Source organism: Arthrobacter paludis, from assembly GCF_056782315.1.
Genome location: NZ_JBXAEW010000002.1, coordinates 63,756 through 82,881 on the forward strand (window position 1 = coordinate 63,756; position 19,126 = coordinate 82,881).

The 19,126-nt window shown below is 75.2% G+C and carries 21 protein-coding genes; 13 read left to right on the forward strand and 8 right to left on the reverse strand.

The features are described 5' to 3' along the window. Positions 1–5 precede the first annotated feature (5 nt). Entirely contained in the window at positions 6–644 is a 639-nt protein-coding gene (locus AC1Q5D_RS01830; RefSeq protein ID WP_481736854.1) for a ferritin-like fold-containing protein, read from the forward strand. 101 nt (positions 645–745) lie between these two features. Then, complete coding sequence (locus AC1Q5D_RS01835) at positions 746–1,081, forward strand: 4a-hydroxytetrahydrobiopterin dehydratase (RefSeq protein WP_481736855.1); 336 nt, start codon at positions 746–748, stop codon at positions 1,079–1,081. 141 nt (positions 1,082–1,222) lie between these two features. On the opposite strand, the gene AC1Q5D_RS01840 is transcribed toward AC1Q5D_RS01835, so the two are convergent. After that, positions 1,223–1,447: a DUF3107 domain-containing protein gene (locus AC1Q5D_RS01840; protein WP_481736856.1), complete on the reverse strand. Its 225-nt coding sequence runs from the start codon at positions 1,445–1,447 to the stop codon at positions 1,223–1,225. Between the two features lie 70 nt (positions 1,448–1,517). Beyond that, positions 1,518–2,099, reverse strand: coding sequence for a TetR/AcrR family transcriptional regulator (locus tag AC1Q5D_RS01845; protein WP_481737051.1), 582 nt, complete (start codon positions 2,097–2,099; stop codon positions 1,518–1,520). Positions 2,100–2,226: 127 nt separating this feature from the next. Here AC1Q5D_RS01845 and moeB point away from each other — a divergent pair, with 127 nt between their 5' ends. Then, complete coding sequence (gene moeB / locus AC1Q5D_RS01850; RefSeq protein WP_481736857.1) at positions 2,227–3,405, forward strand: molybdopterin-synthase adenylyltransferase MoeB; 1,179 nt, start codon at positions 2,227–2,229, stop codon at positions 3,403–3,405. Between the two features lie 281 nt (positions 3,406–3,686). Here the strand turns inward: moeB and AC1Q5D_RS01855 are convergent, their stop codons facing one another. Next, entirely contained in the window at positions 3,687–5,033 is a 1,347-nt protein-coding gene (locus AC1Q5D_RS01855) for a glutamyl-tRNA reductase (protein ID WP_481736858.1), read from the reverse strand. Between the two features lie 126 nt (positions 5,034–5,159). Between AC1Q5D_RS01855 and hemE the strand changes: the two genes are divergently transcribed. Genes hemE through hemL form a run of 8 tightly spaced genes read left to right on the forward strand, consistent with a single transcriptional unit; the run spans position 5,160 to position 13,951 of the window. Then, positions 5,160–6,239: a uroporphyrinogen decarboxylase gene (hemE, locus tag AC1Q5D_RS01860; protein ID WP_481736859.1), complete on the forward strand. Its 1,080-nt coding sequence runs from the start codon at positions 5,160–5,162 to the stop codon at positions 6,237–6,239. Positions 6,240–6,293: 54 nt separating this feature from the next. After that, positions 6,294–7,745, forward strand: coding sequence for a protoporphyrinogen/coproporphyrinogen oxidase (locus AC1Q5D_RS01865; RefSeq protein ID WP_481736860.1), 1,452 nt, complete (start codon positions 6,294–6,296; stop codon positions 7,743–7,745). Between the two features lie 45 nt (positions 7,746–7,790). After that, positions 7,791–8,498, forward strand: a complete 708-nt coding sequence (hemQ, locus tag AC1Q5D_RS01870; RefSeq protein WP_481736861.1) for a hydrogen peroxide-dependent heme synthase — start codon at positions 7,791–7,793, stop codon at positions 8,496–8,498. A gap of 32 nt (positions 8,499–8,530) precedes the next feature. Then, entirely contained in the window at positions 8,531–9,685 is a 1,155-nt protein-coding gene (locus AC1Q5D_RS01875) for a ferrochelatase (protein ID WP_481737052.1), read from the forward strand. Further along, entirely contained in the window at positions 9,682–10,674 is a 993-nt protein-coding gene (hemC, locus tag AC1Q5D_RS01880) for a hydroxymethylbilane synthase (RefSeq protein ID WP_481736862.1), read from the forward strand. The genes AC1Q5D_RS01875 and hemC overlap by 4 nt, the downstream gene beginning before the upstream one ends. Positions 10,675–10,721: 47 nt before the next feature. Continuing rightward, the gene (locus AC1Q5D_RS01885) at positions 10,722–11,660 is read left to right on the forward strand and encodes a uroporphyrinogen-III synthase (RefSeq protein ID WP_481736863.1); all 939 of its coding nucleotides are present in this window, start codon (positions 10,722–10,724) and stop codon (positions 11,658–11,660) included. Then, positions 11,657–12,640, forward strand: coding sequence for a porphobilinogen synthase (gene hemB / locus AC1Q5D_RS01890; protein ID WP_481736864.1), 984 nt, complete (start codon positions 11,657–11,659; stop codon positions 12,638–12,640). The genes AC1Q5D_RS01885 and hemB overlap by 4 nt, the downstream gene beginning before the upstream one ends. After that, positions 12,641–13,951 (forward strand): glutamate-1-semialdehyde 2,1-aminomutase, encoded by a 1,311-nt coding sequence (gene hemL / locus AC1Q5D_RS01895; protein WP_481736865.1) that lies wholly within the window; start codon positions 12,641–12,643, stop codon positions 13,949–13,951. An 84-nt stretch (positions 13,952–14,035) separates the two neighbouring features. On the opposite strand, the gene AC1Q5D_RS01900 is transcribed toward hemL, so the two are convergent. From AC1Q5D_RS01900 to AC1Q5D_RS01920, 5 genes are all read right to left on the reverse strand, one after another. Next, the gene (locus tag AC1Q5D_RS01900; RefSeq protein WP_481736866.1) at positions 14,036–14,875 is read right to left on the reverse strand and encodes a MetQ/NlpA family ABC transporter substrate-binding protein; all 840 of its coding nucleotides are present in this window, start codon (positions 14,873–14,875) and stop codon (positions 14,036–14,038) included. A gap of 46 nt (positions 14,876–14,921) precedes the next feature. Beyond that, positions 14,922–15,602, reverse strand: a complete 681-nt coding sequence (locus AC1Q5D_RS01905) for a methionine ABC transporter permease (protein ID WP_481736867.1) — start codon at positions 15,600–15,602, stop codon at positions 14,922–14,924. A gap of 2 nt (positions 15,603–15,604) precedes the next feature. Then, on the reverse strand, positions 15,605–16,591 hold the full coding sequence (locus tag AC1Q5D_RS01910; RefSeq protein WP_481736868.1) for a methionine ABC transporter ATP-binding protein: 987 nt from the start codon (positions 16,589–16,591) through the stop codon (positions 15,605–15,607). Positions 16,592–16,815: 224 nt separating this feature from the next. Further along, positions 16,816–17,511, reverse strand: coding sequence for an exonuclease domain-containing protein (locus AC1Q5D_RS01915; protein ID WP_481736869.1), 696 nt, complete (start codon positions 17,509–17,511; stop codon positions 16,816–16,818). A 62-nt stretch (positions 17,512–17,573) separates the two neighbouring features. After that, positions 17,574–17,951 (reverse strand): hypothetical protein, encoded by a 378-nt coding sequence (locus AC1Q5D_RS01920; RefSeq protein WP_481736870.1) that lies wholly within the window; start codon positions 17,949–17,951, stop codon positions 17,574–17,576. A gap of 490 nt (positions 17,952–18,441) precedes the next feature. Between AC1Q5D_RS01920 and AC1Q5D_RS01925 the strand changes: the two genes are divergently transcribed. Both AC1Q5D_RS01925 and AC1Q5D_RS01930 read left to right on the forward strand, forming a co-directional pair. After that, entirely contained in the window at positions 18,442–18,735 is a 294-nt protein-coding gene (locus AC1Q5D_RS01925; RefSeq protein ID WP_481736871.1) for a MerR family transcriptional regulator, read from the forward strand. A 19-nt stretch (positions 18,736–18,754) separates the two neighbouring features. Continuing rightward, the gene (locus AC1Q5D_RS01930) at positions 18,755–19,123 is read left to right on the forward strand and encodes an MGMT family protein (protein ID WP_481736872.1); all 369 of its coding nucleotides are present in this window, start codon (positions 18,755–18,757) and stop codon (positions 19,121–19,123) included. Positions 19,124–19,126 lie beyond the last annotated feature (3 nt).

Sequence of the window (19,126 nt, forward strand, 5' to 3'; positions counted from 1 at the left end):
GGCGCATGAACGCCCCGAGTGCCCCAGCCCCGGACGGCGCCGACCGCGCCCGCTTCGAAACGGCCCTCTACGGCCTGATCGCGTACCGGGAGCTCACGGCGTTCGAGCGGCTCTCCTCCGACGCGCGGTTCTCCCCGACGCTGGCCGACCGCACGGCCCTGGCCCGGCTGGCCGCGGCCGAGTTCGCCCACTACGAGCTGGTCGCCGCGCGGATCGCCGCAGGGGGAGGGGACCCGGTCGCGGCCATGGAGCCGTTCCGCGGGCCCATCGACGAACTGCACGAGCGCACCCGGCCCGGGGACTGGTTCGAGTCCCTGATGAAGGCCTACGTGCTCGACGCCGTCTCCGGCGACTTCTACCTGGCGCTCGCGTCCGCCCTCGACGGGCCCGCGTGGGACCTGGCGGGGGAGGTCCAGTCCACCGAGGAACAGACCGGCTGGGTGCTTCGCCGCCTGCGCGGGGCCATCGCCGACGACCGGCCGCTGGCCTCCAGGCTCGCGCTCTGGGGCCGGCGGCTGCTGGCCGAGGCGCTCATGCAGGCCCGCCGGGTCCGGGAGGAACTGGGGTTCCCGGACGACGAGCTCGGATCGGCCCTGGTCGAGGCCCACTCGCGGCGCATGGCCGACCTCGGGCTGACCGCCTAGCCGACCGTCCGGGGCGCCGGAGGGGACGGCCGGGGTTCCCCGCGGCCGCGGCGGCGGGCAGGATGGGCGGGACAGCACCCATCCCCGGCGAGGAGGACCCCATGGCCGCCGAACCCCTGACCGACGAGCAGATCGAGACCGCCCTGCGGGACCTGCCCGACTTCCGCCACTCCGGCGGCGCGCTCGTGGCCGCCTACCGGTTCGGCTCCGCCCCGGACGCCGTGGCCTACCTGGGCGCCCTGGTCCAGGTCGCGGAGGAGCGCAACCACCACCCGGACGCCGACTGGCGCTACGACACCATCGGGCTCGCCATCAGCAGCCACGACGCCGGCGGCAAGGTCACCGGCAAGGACGTCGCGCTCGCGGGCGAGGCCGCGCGCCTGGCCGCGGAGTCCGGGGGCCGCCCCGCCCCGGACAAGGCGCCCGGCCAAGGCTGAACGCCCGGACCCGGCGCGGCCGGGTCGCGCGCCCCGCACCGGGCCGGCATCCCGGGCCAGGGCGCCCGCCGCGCCGGGCGCCGCGCGGGGGCGCGCCAAGGCCCCGCCCGGCGTGCCGGACGGGGCCCTCGACAAGCAGTGCTACGAGTGCGCGAAGCCGATCGGGCGCTGCGTCTCCGCGCCGATCTCGACGTAGCCGATCACCCCGGCCGGGACGATCACGGTGCGGCCCTTCGCATCGGTCAGCTGCAGTTCGCTGCCCGAGTGGAGCGCCTTCGCGACGGCCTCCTGCACGCGGTCTGCGGAGTCCTGGGACTCGATGACGACCTCGCGGGCGACGTTCTGGATTCCAATGCGCACGTCCACGGCGCGGCTCCTTTCCTCGGCGGTGCGGGCGCCACGCGGCGCACGGCGTTGTTCCGTCACCGAGACTATGTCACTCGCCGCGCGGCAGGCGACCGATTCCGCGCCAAGCTAAACGGAACGCCAGGTCGGCGGCCTGCTCCAGCGGGACGCCGCCGTCGTCCGCCAGCCACGCGCGGGCGGCGGACTGGGCCATCCCGGAGAGCGCCCGGCCGACCAGCAGCGCCTGGGGGCGCGGCAGGGACGTGTCCCGGACGACGACGTCGGCGATGGCCGCGGCGAACGTGGCCTGGAAGTCCTCGAGGCGGGCCGCGACGTCGGGGTCGTTCACCAGGTCCGACTCGAAGACGAGGCGGTGCGCCCGGCTGTCCTGGGCCGTGAACTCGAAGTAGACGCGGATGGTGGCGCGCACCCGCTCCCGGTTCTCGTCCGTGGAGGCGATGGCGCTTCGCACGAGCTCCGCGAGGGCGGCCAGGTGCTCGTCGAGCAGCGCCAGGTACAGCTCCCGCTTGCCGGGGAAGTGCTGGTAGAGGACGGGCTTGCTCACGTGGGCGGCCTCGGCGATCTCGTCCATCGCCGCCCCGTGGTAGCCGTTCGCGACGAAGACCTGGTGGGCGGCCCGGAGCAGCTGGCTGCGGCGCTCCTGCCGGGGCATCCGTTGGGTCCGCGCCGCGCCGCGCCGCCGCTTGTCCTCCACGTGGTGCCCTCCCTGCCGTGCCGTGGCCGCCAGTCTACTCTGCGGTAACGGCTCCGCGGTCCCCGCCGGGTCCTAGAGTGGTGTCATGCAGACCACCACCGACTCCCGCCCCGCTCCGCTCGTCGCCCCCGGCCCCGAGCTGACCGCGGACGAGCTGCGCCGCTACTCGCGCCAGCTGATCATCCCGGAGGTCGGGATGGAGGGGCAGCGGCGGCTGAAGAACGCGCGCGTGCTCGTCATCGGCGCCGGCGGACTCGGCTCGCCCGCGCTGCTCTACCTCGCGGCGGCAGGGGTCGGGCGGCTGGGCATCATCGACGACGACACGGTCGACGACTCCAACCTGCAGCGCCAGGTCATCCACGGGATGGACGACGTCGGCCGGCCCAAGGCCGAGTCCGCCCGCGACGCGATCGCCGCCCTGAACCCGCTGGTCGACGTCGTCCTGCACCAGGTCCGGCTGGACCGGGACAACGCGCTGGAGGTGTTCGCCGGGTACGACCTGATCCTCGACGGCACCGACAACTTCGCGACCCGCTACCTGGTCAACGACGCGGCCGCCATCCTGGGCAAGCCGTACGTGTGGGGCTCGATCCTGCGCTTCGACGGGCAGGTCAGCGTGTTCTGGGCCGGGCACGGACCCACCTACCGGGACCTCTACCCGGAGGCGCCGCCGGCCGGGACCGTCCCGTCCTGCGCCGAGGGCGGCGTCTTCGGGGTCCTTTGCGCGCAGGTCGGCTCCGTCATGGTCGCGGAGGCCATCAAGCTGATTACGGGCATCGGGGAGACGCTGCTGGGGCGGGTGCTGATCCTGGACTCCCTGGGCATGAACTGGCGCGAGATCGCCCTGCGGCCCGACCCGGAGACCGTGCAGCCGACCGAGCTGCTCGAGGACTACCCGGCGTTCTGCGGCATGCCCGCGGCCCGGGAGCGGGAGCTGCCGACCGTCGGGGCGGAGGAGCTCAAGGCCATGCTGGACGCCCGGGGCGCCGGGGGGCCGGACTTCCTGCTCGTGGACGTGCGCGAGCCGGGCGAGGCGGAGATCGTCTCCATCGACGGCGCGGAGCTGGCGCCGCGCGGGCAGGTCCTCGGCGGGGACATCGTGCTGCCGAGGGACCGGCCGATCGTGCTGCACTGCAAGTCCGGAGGCCGCTCCGGCGAGGTCCTGGCTCACCTGCTGGACGCGGGGTACCGGGACGTGCGCCATCTCGGCGGCGGCATCCTGGAGTGGGTCGAGCGCGTCGAGCCGGGCAAGCCGGTCTACTAGTCGCATCCGGCCGGCGCCCATCCGCCTCCGGGCCGGCCCGCACCGCGGTGGCCGGCCGCCGGGGCCCAGCGGAATCGTTCGTAGATATCCGGCGATTTCGGGAATCGCTCTGAGGTATTCCGGCCCCGCAGGGGTTTCCGGCCGATGACGTGAGAACGATTGCCGATATTCCCGATTAAGTACGAATGATCGGCCTTCGGGGGCCTTGAACTACCAACGATCCGGCCGGGGATCTGCCGGGGGACCCGCGGGTGGGCCCGGGGCTCCCGGGCAGACCGGCCCTAGCTGGCGGCCTGGCGGTCCTGCGGGATCGGGCACTGCGCGGCGGGCTTGTGGGCCGAGGACTCGGCGGAGGTCTTGGCGCCGGTGCGCTGCGGGGCCGCGTCCAGCTCGATGCCGAACAGCGCGGACAGGGCGTCCTCGACGTCCTGGTGGCGGCCCTCGAGGGCGAGTTCGCGCGCCCGGACGGTCGGCACGTGCAGGAGTTGGCGCATCATGCGCCGCATGGCGAACTCGACCTCCTCGGCCGCGGCCGTGCACCCGTGCTGGGCGCGCACCTTCTGGACCTCGGACTCGAGCACGCGCTGGGTGTGCCGGCGCAGCGCCACGATGGCGGCGTCGGCCGAGCGCTGACGCTGCTCGGCCTCGAAGCCGTCCGCGGCCTCCGCGACGATGCGGCGGGCCTCGCGCACGGCCTCGGCCTGCTCGCCCGGCGCCGCCATGCGCACGGACTCCAGCGTGATGAGCTCGACGCCCGGCAGGTCCTCGATGGCCGGATCGAAGTCGTGGGTGAGCGCCAGGTCGATGGCCACGAGCGGGCGTCCGCCCCGCTCCAGCCCGGCCAGCTCGGCCGTGCCGATCTGGCGACCGCCGCCGCTGCAGCCCACGAGGACGTCGGCGGAGGCCAGCGCGTCGGCCAGGGAGGCGTCGTCGACGGCGGAGCCGCCGCGCGTGGCGGCGAAGGACTCGGCGCGGCCGGAGGACGAGTACACGCCGATGTGGCCGGCGCCGCGCTGGCGCAGCAGCGCCATGGTGGCCCCGGCGTAGGCGCCGGTGCCGAAAAGCAGGACGTTCTTGCCGGACCAGTCGGCGTCGCCGAGGTCCTCGGCCAGGTCGAGCGCGACCGAGACGATCGACATGCCGCGCCCGCCGAGCGCGGTGCGGGTGCCGACCTCCTTGGCCGTGCGCGACGCCGTCTGGAAGAGCTTGGTGAGGGGCCCGGTCGCGGTCCCGGCCTGCTGGGCCTCGATGAGCGCGCGGCGCACCTGCCCGGCGATCTCCCGCTCGCCGACGACGGCGGAGTCCAGTCCGGAGCCCACGGCGAAGAGGTGGTCCACGGCTCCGCGGCCGGACTTGGTGGCCAGCGCCCGGGAGACGAGGTGCTCGTCCAGACCGGAGGCGGCGGCGATCTCGGCGATGACGGCCTGGCGGGCGGCCTCGACGTCGTCCTCGCCCGGGGCCTCGCAGTAGACCTCGTAGCGGTTGCACGTCGCCAGGACCACGGCGCCGTTCACGGGGGCCGTGGAATCGAGCACAGCGGAGGCGACCCCGGAGGCCCCGGCGCTCAGCCGGGCCACGGTCTCGAGGTCGATATCCGAGTGAGAGGCGACAAGCGATACGAAAACCACAGTGGGTCCATCGTACCAATGAGCGGAAGTGGGTCCGGGCTTTTCCCAAGGTCGCGGCCGGTGGCGTTGGCCACCCGCCGGCCCCGGTGATTACCGGTTCCGCCCGCGAGTTGGCAGAATCGGGGCATGACGTTGAGCGCAAGCCATCCGCTGATGGACGGCCGGACTGCAGATTCCCCCCTGGTTGCCGCCTACCGCGGCGCGACGCCCTCGCGCCGGCCGGTGTGGTTCATGCGGCAGGCCGGGCGCTCGCTGCCCGAGTACCGCGCGCTCCGCGAGGGCATCGGCATGCTGGACTCGTGCCTGAAGCCGGAGCTGGCCGCCGAGATCACGCTGCAGCCGGTCCGCCGCCACGACGTGGACGCGGGCATCTTCTTCTCCGACATCGTCATCCCGCTGCGCCTCGCCGGCGTCGACGTCGACATCGTGCCCGGCGTCGGCCCGGTCCTCGGCAGCCCGGTCCGCACCGCCGCGGACGTCGCCGCCCTGCCGGCCCTGGACGACGCCGCGCTGGAGCCCATCCGCGAGGCGGTCCGCCTCACGGTCGCCGAGCTCGGCACGACGCCGCTGATCGGCTTCGCCGGCGCCCCGTTCACCCTGGCCGCCTACATGGTCGAGGGCCGCCCGTCCCGCGACCACCTCGGCCCGCGCACCATGATGCACGCGGACCCGGACGCCTGGCGCGCCCTGACCGAGTGGGCCGCCGACGCGTCCGGCGCGTTCCTGCGCGCCCAGCTCGAGGCCGGCGCATCCGCCGGCCAGCTGTTCGACTCCTGGGCCGGCAGCCTCTCCCTGGGCGACTACACGCGCCACGTCGCCCCCGCCTCGGCCCGCGCGCTCGGGCACGTGGCGGACCTCGGCGCCCCGCTGGTGCACTTCGGCACCGGCACCTCGGAGCTGCTCGCGGCGATGCGCGACGTGGGCGCCGACGTCGTCGGTGTCGACTACCGCCTGCCGCTCGACGAGGCGAACCGCCGCCTCGGCGGGTCGGTGCCCCTGCAGGGCAACATCGACCCGGCGCTGCTGGCCGCGCCGTGGGACGTCCTGGAGGCGCACGTGCGCTCCGTCCTCGACGCGGGCGCCGCGGCCCCCGGCCACGTCGTCAACCTCGGGCACGGCGTCCCGCCGGAGACCGACCCGGCCGTGCTGACGCGCGTGGTCGAGCTCGTGCACTCCGTCGCCCCCGGCGAGGCGGCGGCGGGGTAGCCGCCCCACCCCGAAGACCCACCGACGCGCCGCCACGGCGCACCCCCCGGAAGGATGGTCCCCGTGCCACACCGCCGGCCCGCTGCGGGCCAGCCCAGCGCTCCCGCCGCCCGCGCCGCCGTCGTCGGGGCCGGAGTCGCCGGCCTCGTCGCCGCCCGGGAACTGGCGGCGCTCGGCTTCGCCGTCGACGTCTTCGAGGCCGGACCGCGGCCGGGCGGTCCCGTCGCCCCGCACACCATCGACGACCTGGTGCTCGACGCCGGCGCCGACTCCTTCGCGACCCGCAACTCCGCCGTCGCCGACCTCGCGACCGAGCTCGGCCTCGGGGACGCGCTGACCACCCCGCGGCCCGGCGGCGCGTGGCTCCACGCGCCGGGCGCCGACGGCCGCGCGGCGGCCCGGCCCCTGCCCCAGACCGGTGTCCTCGGCATCCCGGGCGACCCCGGTGCCGGCGACGTGCGCGACGCGCTCGGGCCCGACGGCGCCGCGCGCGCGGCCCGGGACCTGACCGACCCCGTGGACCCCGCCCTGGCGCGCGAGCCGCTCAGCCTCGGCGCCCTGGTGCGGGCCCGCCTCGGCGACGCCGCGCTCGAGCGGCTCGTCGCCCCCATCGTCGCCGGCGTCCACTCCGCGGACCCCGACACGCTGGACGCCGACGCCGTCGCCCCCGGGCTGCGGGACGCCATGCTCCGCCACGGCTCGCTGTGCCGGGCCGCGGCCGCCCAGCGCGCCGCGGCCCCGGCCGGCTCCGCCGTCGCCGGGATCTCCGGGGGCATGCACCGGCTCGTCGGCGCGCTCGTGGCCGACCTCGCCGACCGCGGCGCCGCCCTGCACCTGGACGCCCCCGTCACCGCCCTGAGCCGCGACGGCGACGACTGGGCCGTCGCGGCACCGGGCGCGACAGGGCCCTACCGCCGCGTCGTCGTCGCCACGGACGGCCCCTCCGCCGTCGACCTGCTCGCGCCCCTGCGGGCCGGGCTGGGGGAGATGCGGCCGGCGCCGGGCGCCGGCGTCGCGCTCGTGACGCTCGTCGTCGACCGGCCCGAGCTGGACGAGGCTCCGCGGGGGACCGGCGTCCTCGTCGCCCCCGGGACGCCGGGCGTCACCGCGAAGGCGCTCACCCACGCCACCGCCAAGTGGGACTGGCTGGCCGACGAGGCCGGCCCGGGCACCCACGTGCTGCGGCTGTCCTACGGCCGGCTCTCCGGGGCGGACTCCGTCCTCGCCGGCGCCGACGACGCGACGCTCATCGCCTCGGCGTTGGCCGACGCCGGCACCCTGCTCGGGGTGCCCGTCGGGGCGGAGGACCTGCTCGGCTCCGACGTCGTGCGCCACCGCGCCGCGCTCCCGTTCGCCACGACCGGCCACCGCGACCGGGTGGCCGCGGTCCGGGGGGCGCTGGCGGAGCTGCCCGGCCTCGAGGCCGTCGGGGCGTGGCTCTCCGGCACCGGCCTCGCCGCCGTCGTCGCCGATGCCCGAGCCCGCTCCTCCGTCAGCGCCAGCTGACCCACCGACACCGAACCGAACCGCCCGCAGAGAGAGGCCCGCACCGTGACCGCGAACCCATCGAACAGCCCCGTCCTCGCCGACCGCGCCCAGGAGGGCGGCGTCCTCTACTTCAGCCTGTGGACCGTCTTCAAGCGCGACTCCGACCGGGACCGCTCCGCCGGCGCCGCCGAGTTCGACGCCCTCACGGAGGAGCTGGCCGCCGACGGCACGGTCCTGCGCGGCATCTACGACGTCTCCGGCATGCGCTCCGACGCCGACGTCATGGTCTGGCTGCACGGCCCCGCCGCCGAGAAGCTCCAGGAGGCCGTGCGCCGCATCCGCCGCACCGGCCTGTTCGCCGAGACCACGATCGTCTGGTCCTCGATGGGCGTGCACCGCGGCGCCGAGTTCTCCAAGGACCACTGGCCCGCCTACGCCAAGGGCATCGACCCGAAGGAGTGGATGACGGTGTACCCGTTCGTCCGCTCCTACGACTGGTACACGCTGGACCCGGCCGAGCGCGGCAAGATGCTGCGCGACCACGGCATGCTCGGCCGCGAGTTCCCCGAGGTGCTCGCCAACACCGTCGCCGCGTTCGCGCTCAACGACTACGAGTGGATGATCTGCCTCGAGGCCCCCGAGCTGATCGACCTCGTCGACATGATGCGCCACCTGCGCTACACGGACGCCCGCCACCACGTGCGCGAGGAGGTCCCGTTCTACACGGGCAAGCGCATCGACGCCGCCGCGGTCGCCGAGGTCCTGCGGTGACCGCCCCCGCGCCGGCCGACCCGGCGGGCCGCATGGCGCCCAAGGCGTACGACGCCGTCCTGCTCGCCTCCTTCGGCGGCCCCGAGGGCCAAGACGACGTCCTGCCGTTCCTGCGCAACGTGACACGCGGCCGCGGCATCCCCGACGAGCGGCTCGAGGAGGTGGCCACGCACTACCGGGCCAACGGCGGCGTCTCGCCGATCAACGCCCAGAACCGGGCGCTGAAGGCCGCCATCGAGGCCGAGCTGGCCGCGCGCGGCATCGGCCTGCCCGTCTACTGGGGCAACCGCAACTGGGGCCCGTACATCCCGGAGACGCTGCGCGCCATCCACGACGACGGGCACCGCCGCGTCCTCGCGTTCACGACCAGCGCCTACTCCTGCTACTCCAGCTGCCGCCAGTACCGCGAGGACCTGGGCATGGGGCTGCGCGAGACCGGCCTCGAGGACACCCTCGAGGTCGACAAGGTCCGCCAGTACTTCGACCACCCGGGCTTCGTCGAGCCCTTCGCCGAGGGCCTGGCCGCGGGGCTCGCGGACGTCCGCGCCCAGCTCGCGGCCCGGGGCGAGGAGGGGGCCCCGGTGCGGATCGTGTTCACCACGCACTCCATCCCGGTCTCCGACGCCGAGGCCGCCGGCCCGCGCGACCTCGCCGCGGAACTGGACGCCGACGTGTACACCGCGCAGCACCTGGCCGTCGCCCGGGCCATCCTCGAGCGCGTGCCCGAGGCGGGCGGCGCCGAGCACTCCCTGGTGTTCCAGTCCCGCTCCGGCGCCCCGCACATCCCGTGGCTGGAGCCGGACATCAACGACGCGCTGGCCGGATACGCCGAGGCGGGCGCCCGCGGCGCCGTCGTCGTGCCGATCGGGTTCGTCTCCGACCACATGGAGGTCGTCTGGGACCTGGACACCGAGGCCCGCGACACGTGCGCCGAGCTGGGCCTGGCGTTCCACCGCGTCCCCACCCCCGGCACGCACTCCGCGTTCGTCCGGGGCATCGTGGACCTCGTCTCCGAGCGGCTCGCCGGCCCCGACGGCGGCCCGCTGCTGCCCGGCCGGGCCAGCGCCGCCGACCTCGGCCCCTGGCACGACGTCTGCCGCCCGAACTGCTGCGTGAAGCCGATGCGGGACGGGACCGTCCGCCCGACCGTGGCGGCCGCCGACTCCGAGATCGGGACGCAGCCGTGACCGGCGCGTTCCGCATCGGCACGCGCGGCTCCGCCCTGGCCACCACCCAGACCGGCACGGTGGCCCGGGCTCTGGAGGCCGCCAGCGGCGTCCCGGCCGAGACCGTCCTGGTCCGCACCGAGGGCGACGTCGTCTCCGGCCCGCTGGCGCAGATGGGCGGCACCGGCGTGTTCGCGGCCGCCCTGCGCATGTCCCTGCTGGAGGGCGCGTGCGACGTGGCCGTCCACTCGCTCAAGGACCTGCCCACGGCCCACCCGGACGGGCTCGTGGTCGCCGCGACCCCGGAACGCGAGGACGTCCGCGACGCCCTGTGCGCCCGGGACGGCCTGACCCTGGCCCAGCTGCCCGCGGGAGCGAGCGTCGGCACCGGCTCGCCGCGCCGCGCCGCCCAGCTGCGCGCGGCCCGGCCAGACCTGGAGATCGTCGACATCCGCGGCAACGTGGGCACGCGGCTGTCCCGGGTCCGGGGCCTGGACCCTCTCGAGGACCACGGCGTGGGCCGCGAGAAGTTCGGGGACCTGGACGCCGTCGTCCTCGCGGCCGCGGGCCTGCGCCGGCTCGGCTTCGAGGGGTACGCGACGGAGCTGCTCGGCCCCGAGACCATGCTGCCGGCCCCGGGCCAGGGCGCGCTGGCCGTCGAGGTCCGCACCGCCGGGACCGGCCACGACGCCGTCGACGCAGCGCTCGCCGCGATGGACAACCCCGCCACGCGCCTGGCCGTCACCGCCGAGCGGTCCCTGCTGGGCCGCCTCGAGGCGGGCTGCGCCGCGCCCATCGGCGCCCTCGGCACGGTCGACGGCGGGCGGCTGCGCCTCGAGGCCGTCGCGTGCGCGCCGGACGGGTCCGCCGCCTTGCGCCGGGAGCGCACCGCCGAGCTCGACACGGCCTCGACCGGCGCCGCCTCGCTGATGGCCGCCGCGGCTCTGGGCGTGGCCCTGGCCGAGGAGCTGCTCGCCGAGGGCGCGGCCGAGCTGACCGGCCTGGCCTAGCCGTGGCGGCGGGACGCGGGAGGCCCCTGGCCGGCCGGAGCGCGGCGGTGCTGCGCAGCGCCGACCGGGCCGGCGGGCTGGCCGCCGAGCTGGCGGCCCGCGGTGCCGTGCCCGTGCTCTGCCCGCTCATCGACTTCGAGCTTCCCGAGGACACGGGGCCGCTCGACGCGATGCTGCGCGGTCTCGCCGCCGGCGAATACGCGTGGCTCGCCCTGACCAGCGTCACGACGGTGCGGGCGCTGCGCGAGCGCGCCGGGGCCCTGGGCCTGGACTGGCCGGCGACCGGCGGCGCCCGCGTCGCCGCGGTCGGCGACGCCACCCGCGCGGCGGCGGAGGCCGAGGGCCTGGCCGTGGAACTCGTCCCCGTCGCCGAGGCCACGGCCGCGGGCCTGGTCCGCGCGTGGCCCCGCGCGCCGCGGCCGGGCGGTGCCGAGCCGGGCCGGCCCCTGCCCGACGGCGCCCGCCGCGTCGCCCTGCCCGCCGCCGACCTCGCGTCCCCCGTCCTGCGCCGCGGACTGCTGGAGGCGGGGTGGGTCCCCGAGCCGGTGGTCGCGTACCGCACGGTCGACGCGCCCGCCGACCCCGCCCGCCGGCTCGGCCCGGACCCGGCGCCGGGAGCAACCAGCGCCGTCGCCGCCGCGTCCGGGCCACTGCCGGAGGGGGCCGACGCCGGCGCCCCCGCCGCGGAACGCCCGCGCACGGTCGACCCGGCCGGCCTGGCCGCGGAGCTGGCCGCCGGACACTTGGACGCCGTGCTGCTGACCTCACCGTCCATCGCCCGGGCGCTGCACCGGCTGGGAACCCCGCCGCCCGCGGACACCGCCGTCGTCGCCATCGGCGGGCCGACCGCGGCGCAGGCCGCGGAGCTCGGCTGGGACGTCGCCGCGACGGCCACCGAGGCCAGCCCCGCCGGACTGTGCGACGCTTGGGAGCGCGCCCTGGCCGAGAAGACCACCCACCCCGACACCCCGAGGAGCCGCCCGTGAGCTTCCCCCACCACCGCCCGCGCCGCCTGCGGACCACGCCCGCCATGCGGCGGCTGGCCGCCGAGACGCACCTGGCGCCGCAGCAGCTGATCCTGCCCGCGTTCGTGCGGGAGGGGCTCACGGAGCCGAACCCGATCAGCTCGATGCCGGGCGTCGTCCAGCACACGCCGGACACGCTGCGCCGCGCCGCGGCCGAGGCCGCCGGGCTGGGCCTGGGCGGCATCATGCTCTTCGGCATCCCGGAGGAGCGCGACGCGACCGGCAGCGCCGGCACCGACCCGGACGGCGTGCTCAACCGCGCCATCCGCGACGTGCGGGCCGAGGTCGGCGACGCCCTCGTCGTCATGTCCGACGTCTGCCTCGACGAGTTCACCGACCACGGCCACTGCGGCGTGCTGGACGCGTCCGGCGGCGTCGACAACGACGCGACCCTGGAGATCTACGCGGAGATGGCCGTCGTGCAGGCCGAGTCCGGCGCGCACATGCTCGGGCCCTCCGGGATGATGGACGGCCAGGTCGCGGTCATCCGCCAGGCCCTCGACGCAGCGGGGCACCAGGACACCGCCGTGCTGGCCTACGCGGCGAAGTACGCCTCGGCGTTCTATGGGCCGTTCCGCGAGGCCGTGGACTCCCAGCTGGCGGGGGACCGGCGCACCTACCAGATGGACGCGGCGAACCGCCGCGAGGCCCTCGCGGAGGTCGAGCTGGACCTGGCCGAGGGCGCTGACATGGTCATGGTCAAGCCGGCCATGTCCTACCTGGACATCGTCGCGGACGTCTCCGCGATGTCCCCGGTCCCGGTCTCCGCGTACCAGATCTCCGGCGAGTACGCGATGATCGAGGCCGCGGCCGCCAACGGCTGGATCGACCGCCGGGGCGCCGTCCTCGAGTCCGTGCTCGGCATCCGCCGGGCCGGCGCCGACACCGTGTTGACGTACTGGGCCGCCGAGATCGCCGGCTGGCTCAAGGAAGGGAAGTAGATGGCCTCCTCCGCCGAACTGTTCGAGAACGCCCGCCAGCTGATGCCCGGGGGCGTCAACTCGCCCGTGCGGGCCTTCGGGTCCGTGGGCGGGACGCCGCGCTTCATGGTCGACGCCGAGGGCGCGTACCTCACGGACGCGGACGGCGCCCTCTACGTGGACCTGGTGTGCTCGTGGGGACCGGCCCTGCTGGGGCACAAGCACCCGGCGATCCAGGAGGCCGTGCACGCCGCCGTCGACCGCGGCCTGTCCTTCGGAGCCTCCACGCCGGACGAGTCCCGCCTGGCCCGGCTGGTCATGGACCGGGTCCCGGGCGTCGAGCGGATCCGCATGGTCTCCACCGGCACCGAGGCCACGATGACCGCCGTGCGCCTGGCCCGCGGCTACACCGGGCGCGACCTGGTCGTGAAGTTCGCCGGCTGCTACCACGGACACCTGGACGGGCTGCTCGCCTCGGCCGGGTCCGGCGTCGCGACCCTGGCCATGCCCGGCTCCGCCGGCGTCACCGCGGCGACCGCGGCCGAGACGCTGGTCCTGCCGTACAACGACCGCGCCGCCGTCGAGGCCGCGTTCGCCGAACACGGGGCGCGGATCGCCGCCGTCATCACCGAGTCCGCGCCCGCCAACATGGGCGTCGTGCCGCCGGCGGAGGGCTTCAACGGGTTCCTCAAGGAGACGACGGCGGCGCACGGCGCGCTGCTCATCCTGGACGAGGTCCTGACCGGCTTCCGCGTCTCGGACGCCGGCTACTGGGGGCTGACCGGCCGCGCCGAGGGCTGGAACCCCGACCTGTTCACGTTCGGCAAGGTGATCGGCGGCGGACTGCCCACCGCGGCGCTCGGCGGGCGCGCCGAGGTCATGGACCACCTGGCCCCGACCGGGCCCGTCTACCAGGCCGGCACGCTGTCCGGGAACCCGGTGGCCATGGCCGCGGGCATCGCGCAGCTGACCCACGCGACGGCGGAGGTCTACGCCCACATCGACGCGGCCGCCGCCACGGTGCGCACGGCCCTGTCGGACGCGCTGGCCGCCGCGGGCGTCGACCACTCGATCCAGACCGCCGGGAACCTGTTCTCCGTCGCGTTCGGCACCTCGGCGACGGGCGTGCACGACTACGCGCAGGCCCAGGCGCAGGAGGCGTGGCGCTACGGGCCGTTCTTCCACGCGATGCTCGAGCAGGGCGTCTACCTGCCGCCGAGCGTGTTCGAGGCCTGGTTCCTCTCCGCCGCGCACGACGACGAGGCGATCGGCCGGATCACGGACGCGCTGCCCGCCGCGGCCCGCGCCGCCGCGGCGGCCCGTCCCGCGTAGCGGAGCCGGCGCCCCGCCGGGCCCGGCCGCGGACGCACGGAAGCCCCGGAACCGAAGCGGTTCCGGGGCTTCCGTGCGCGGGGGCTACTTGGTCGGCGTGACGTCGCCGTTCGGCCACGTCTCGGTGATGTAGTCCTTGACCTCCTGCGAGTGCAGCAGCTCGTCCAGCTTCGTGATCGCGGGCGTCTTCTCGCCGGCGCGCCAGGCCAGGAAGTTGGCGTACGGGTTGTCGGCGCCGATGGACTCGACGATCAGCGCGTCCTCCGTGCTCATCCCGGCCTGCAGGATGAAGTTGCCGTTGATGATGGCCAGGTCGACCTTCGGGTCGTCGACGAGCTGGACGAGGATCTCGGGCTGGTTCTCCTCGAACTTGAGGCCCTTCGGGTTCTGGGCGGCGGTGAGCGTCAGGGCCGCGGAGTCGTCCTCGATGTCCTTGAGCAGGCCGGCCTCCTCGAGCATCTTCAGCGCGCGCGGCTGGTTGCCCGGGTCGTTGGTGATCGCGATGGTCGCCCCGTCCGGGATCTGCTCGACCGACTCGTGCTTGCTGGAGAAGGCGGCGTAGGGCTCGATGTGGACGCCCTCGCCGTGCTCGAACTCGTAGCCCTTCGTGGCCACCTGGTCCTTGAAGAACGGCTCGTGCATGTAGTAGTTGGCGTCGATGCTGCCCTCGTCGAGGGCGACGTTCGGCAGCTGGTAGTCGTCGAACTCCTGGATCTCGAGGTCGATGCCGGCCTCCTGGGCCAGGTTCTGGTCGATGAACTCGAGGATCTGGGCGTGCGGGACGGGGTTCGCGCCGACCGTGACCACGACCGGGTTCTCGGGGTCGGGAGACTGGGCCGAGGGCTCCCCGGACCCGGCACCGCACGCGGTCAGGGCGAGGAGGGCGGTCAGGCCGGTGGCGGCCAGGGCAAGGTGCTTGCGCATGCGGTGGTTCCTTGTTCTCGAGGTGGGTGACTGCGTGGGCGGGAGGCTAGCGGTGGTCGGCGCGGCGGGTGAGCCAGTCGCCGACGAGCTGGATGGCCTGGACGATGAGGACCATGACCACGATGGTGACGACCATGACACCGGTGTCGAAGCGCTGGTAGCCGTAGTTGTAGGCGAGGCGGCCCAGGCCGCCGCCGCCGATCAGGCCGGCCATCGCCGAGTAGCCGACGAGCATGACCAGCGTGGTGGTCACGCCGGCGAGCAGGCCCGGCATGGCCTCGGGCAGCAGGACCTTGCGCACGACCTGCATCCGGGTCGAGCCCATGACCGTGGCCGCGTCGACGGTGCCCGAGGGGACCTCCCGCAGCGCCGTCTCGACCAGGCGCGCGAAGAACGGGACCGTGCCGATGACCAGCGAGACCGTCGCGGCGATCGGGCCGATCGAGGTGCCGACGATCCAGCGGGTGAAGGGGATCAGGGCGACCATGAGGATCGCGTACGGGATGGAGCGGGTGATGTTCACGATCACGCCGGAGAGCAGCGTGTTCAGCCACGGCACGGGGGCCAGGCCACCACGGCGGGAGGTGTGCAGCAGGACGCCCAGCGGCAGGCCGATGGCCACCGTGAACACGCCCGAGATGACGATCATCTGGACGGTTTCGACGAACGCCTCGGGCAGCGCGCGCGTGATGCCCGGGTTGGTCCCCAGGGAGGTCAGCCAGTCCATGCTCAGGCTCCCTTCACGGTCGTGGTGATGCCGAGACCGCGCAGGTGCTCGACGATGGGACCGGCGTCCGTGCCGGCGGGCAGCTGCAGGCGCAGGTGGGCGAAGCGGTCGCCGGCCAGGTCCTCGACGGTCCCGGCCAGCAGGTTCACGTCCAGCCCGAAGCGGCGGGACAGGTCGGAGACCACGGGGGTGTCTGCCCGGCCGCCCGAGTAGAGCAGGTCCAGGACCGCCCCGCCGGTGGGCTCCGCGGCGGCCTCGCCGGGCAGCGGCAGCAGGGCCTGGGACAGCCGGCCGCCGGCCGAGACGACCTCGCCCAGGGCGCCGTGCTCGACGATCCGGCCGGCCTCCAGGAGGGACACCGAGTCGCAGATCCGCTTGACCACGTGCATCTCGTGCGTGATGACGAGGACGGTCAGGCGCAGGCGGTCGCGCAGGTCGCGGATGAGGTCGAGGATCTCGCCGGTGGTCTTCGGGTCCAGCGCGGAGGTCGGCTCGTCGCACAACAGCACGTCGGGGTCAGCGGCCAGGGCCCGGGCGATGCCGACGCGCTGGCGCTGGCCGCCCGAGAGCTGGGCCGGGTAGGCATCGGCGAAGTCCTCGAGGCCGACCAGGCGCAGCAGTTCGGCGGTCTTCGCGGCGGCCTCGGCCTTGGGCGCGCCGGCGACCTCGAGCGGGTAGGCGACGTTCTCGGCCGTCGTGCGCGAGGACAGCAGGTTGGCATGCTGGAAGACCATGCCGATGCGGCGGCGCGCCGAGCGCAGGCTGGAGGCGGAGACGGTGGCCAGGTCCAGGCCGTTGACGACGACGGAGCCGGCGGTCGGACGGTCGAGCAGCGTCAGGCAGCGCACAAGGGTCGACTTGCCGGCGCCGGAGTGGCCGATGATGCCGTGGACAGAACCCTGCGGGACGGACAGGGAGACCCCGTCCAGGGCGGCGACGTCGCGGCCGCCCTGCCGGTAGACCTTCCGGAGGTCGGACACAGTGATCACGGGGCAACCTCGGTGGGGGAGAAGAAGGGGGAGAACATTACACGCCATTTAACCACCGTCGAAGATTCGGCGGCTAATCGGCGTCACATTCCGGTTCGACCGCCGCACTCGATGCCTGCGGGCCCCCGAGTCGAACGATTCGCTCCCGGCGGGCGATTCCGGCGAAGATCACGCGTCTTCCCCGAGGCCCCCTGGACGCCCATGTTGCGCGCCACTCGTGTGACTTACGGCACAGTGGGCGCCCGGAGTGGCCACGAGCCGTCGACGGCCGCGGCCGGGTCCTTGCGCCGCAGGTACTCCTGGAGGCTGGCCGCCTGTTCCGCCGCCCAGCCGGCCTGCGCGTCGTGCAGGGCCAGCGGGTCGATCAGCAGCTCGCCCGGGTACCGCTGCGCCTGGGCCAGCGCGACGCCGACCGTGGCGGCCGCGTCCCCGCCGGAGGTGTGGGCCCCGTCCAGCGGCACGCCGTAGAACTCGCACAGGTGTCCCAGCGTCCGCTTGCCGCGCCGGTACCGGTCCACCTGCTTGTCGATGATGTACGGGTCGATCACCGGGGCGGGCGCCGGCGCGTCGACGCCGTGGCGGGCGGCCTCCCGGGCCAGCACGGTGAAGTCGTAGCACGCGTTGAACGCGAGCACCGGCATGGTCTGGAACAGGTCGGCCAGCAGCGCCCCGATCTCCCCGACGGCCGTCGGCGCATCGGCGCCCTCCGCGCGGGCGCGCGCCGTGGTCACGCCGTGGATGGCGCTGGCCCCGTCCGGGATCTCTACGCCCGGGTCCACGAGCCAGTCGCGGCGGTGGATGACCTCGTGCCGGCCGTTGACGATCAGGACCGACGCGGTGACGATGCGTGCGGTCTCGGGATCGCGGCCGGTCGTTTCGAGGTCGAAGGCCGCGCGGGGGAGTTCATGCCAGTTGCCCATGGGGACCACGCTACCGGCAGCCGGGGACGGTTCGGCGCCGCCGGTCCCGCCCGGGGCCCCGGCTAGGGGCGGAGGCCGAAAATGAACTCCTCCGCGTGCCTCACCGCCTTGTGGAAGGCCCGGTTGCGCAAGGAGGCCTCCTCGCCGCTGGCGCCGGCGCCCGGCTGGACGTAGGCCGTCGGGCCCGGGTGCAGCACCCAGATGTCGCCGGAGGGCGGCAGGTAGAAGACGCCGAACGAGCGGTGTTCCGGATCGTCCGCCCACATCGGCACCACCGCGACCGCGGCGCCGGTGTCGACGTTGATCCATTGGGCCCTGGGCGACGGCGGGTCCTGCGCCTCCGGATCCAGGAACGGGGCGGTCCCCGGTCCCCAGCGCTCCTCGAAGCGCTCGTGGAAGGCGGGCAACAGCGAATGGTTGTAGGGGCGCCATGCGCTCATGCGGACTCCTGGGCACGCTCGGGCTGCGGTGCCGCGGGCCCGGGCGAGCCGGGCCCGCGGCACCCGGGTGGGGGGATGGGTGGCCCGGGATCCCGCCCCCGGGCCGGGTCCCGCGCCGGAGGGGTCGGCGGGTGCCGCGGGAACTGCCGGGCAGGCGATGGGCGGAGCCGTTCGCTCTCTGCCCCTCGTCGGCATCGCGGCCGGACCGCCGCCCCCGTTCGGGGGCCGGCTAGCCGGGGCCGGCGGCGGCGGGCGGGGCGGCCCGGGCGGCGGTGGGGCGCGGGGGCCGGTGCGGCCGCGCACTGCGCTGCGTCATGGTCTTCTCACTCCCGGAACAGGTCCAACAGACGACTGGGTGCTTCCTCTGATGCAGATGATCTATATTCGTGAGTGCATGTTTTTTATAGCGCGAGATCGAGAAGCGCGCAAGGGCCGACCGGTGGCCGCCGCGGGCGGCACCGGGACGGACCGGAGGGGAGAGGCGGAACGGGTGGAGCGGGAACGGCCGGAACCGGAGCGGGGCATCTACGGCATCTCCGTGGCGGCGGAGCTGGTCGGCCTCGCGCCCCAGAACCTGCGCCAGTACGAGCAGCGGGGCCTCCTCCGTCCGGCGCGCACCGCCGGCGGGACCCGCCTCTACAGCGAGCGCGACCTCGTGGCCCTGCGCCGGATCCGCCAGCTGCTGGACGAGGGCCTCAACCTGGCCGGCATCGCGCACGTGCTCCGGCTCGAGGAGTCCAACCGGCGGCTCGAGGCGACGGTCGAGGACCTCCGGGAGCCCTAGCGGCGCCTACTCTGGGGCCATGCGCAGCGACTACGCCGAGGCCGTCCTGGACGTGGCCTGCATGGTCCCGCCCGGGCGCGTGCTGGCCTACGGCGACGTGGCCGAGCTCCTCGGGGCCGGCGGCCCCCGGCAGGTCGGGGCGGCCATGGCCGGAAGTGGCGGCGCGGCGCCCTGGTGGCGGATCCTGCGCGCCGACGGCACGCTGCCGCCGGCCCTGCGGGCGGAGGCCGCGGCACACTGGGAGGCAGAGGGCACCCCGCGGCGGGGCGGGCGCGTCGACATGGCCGCGGCCCGCTGGGCGCCGGGCCCGGACGCGCTCGCCGCCGTCGCGGGCGTCGCGGACCGCCTGCCGCCCGCCCCGAACCGTCGGCGGCGCGTGGTTCCATAGAGG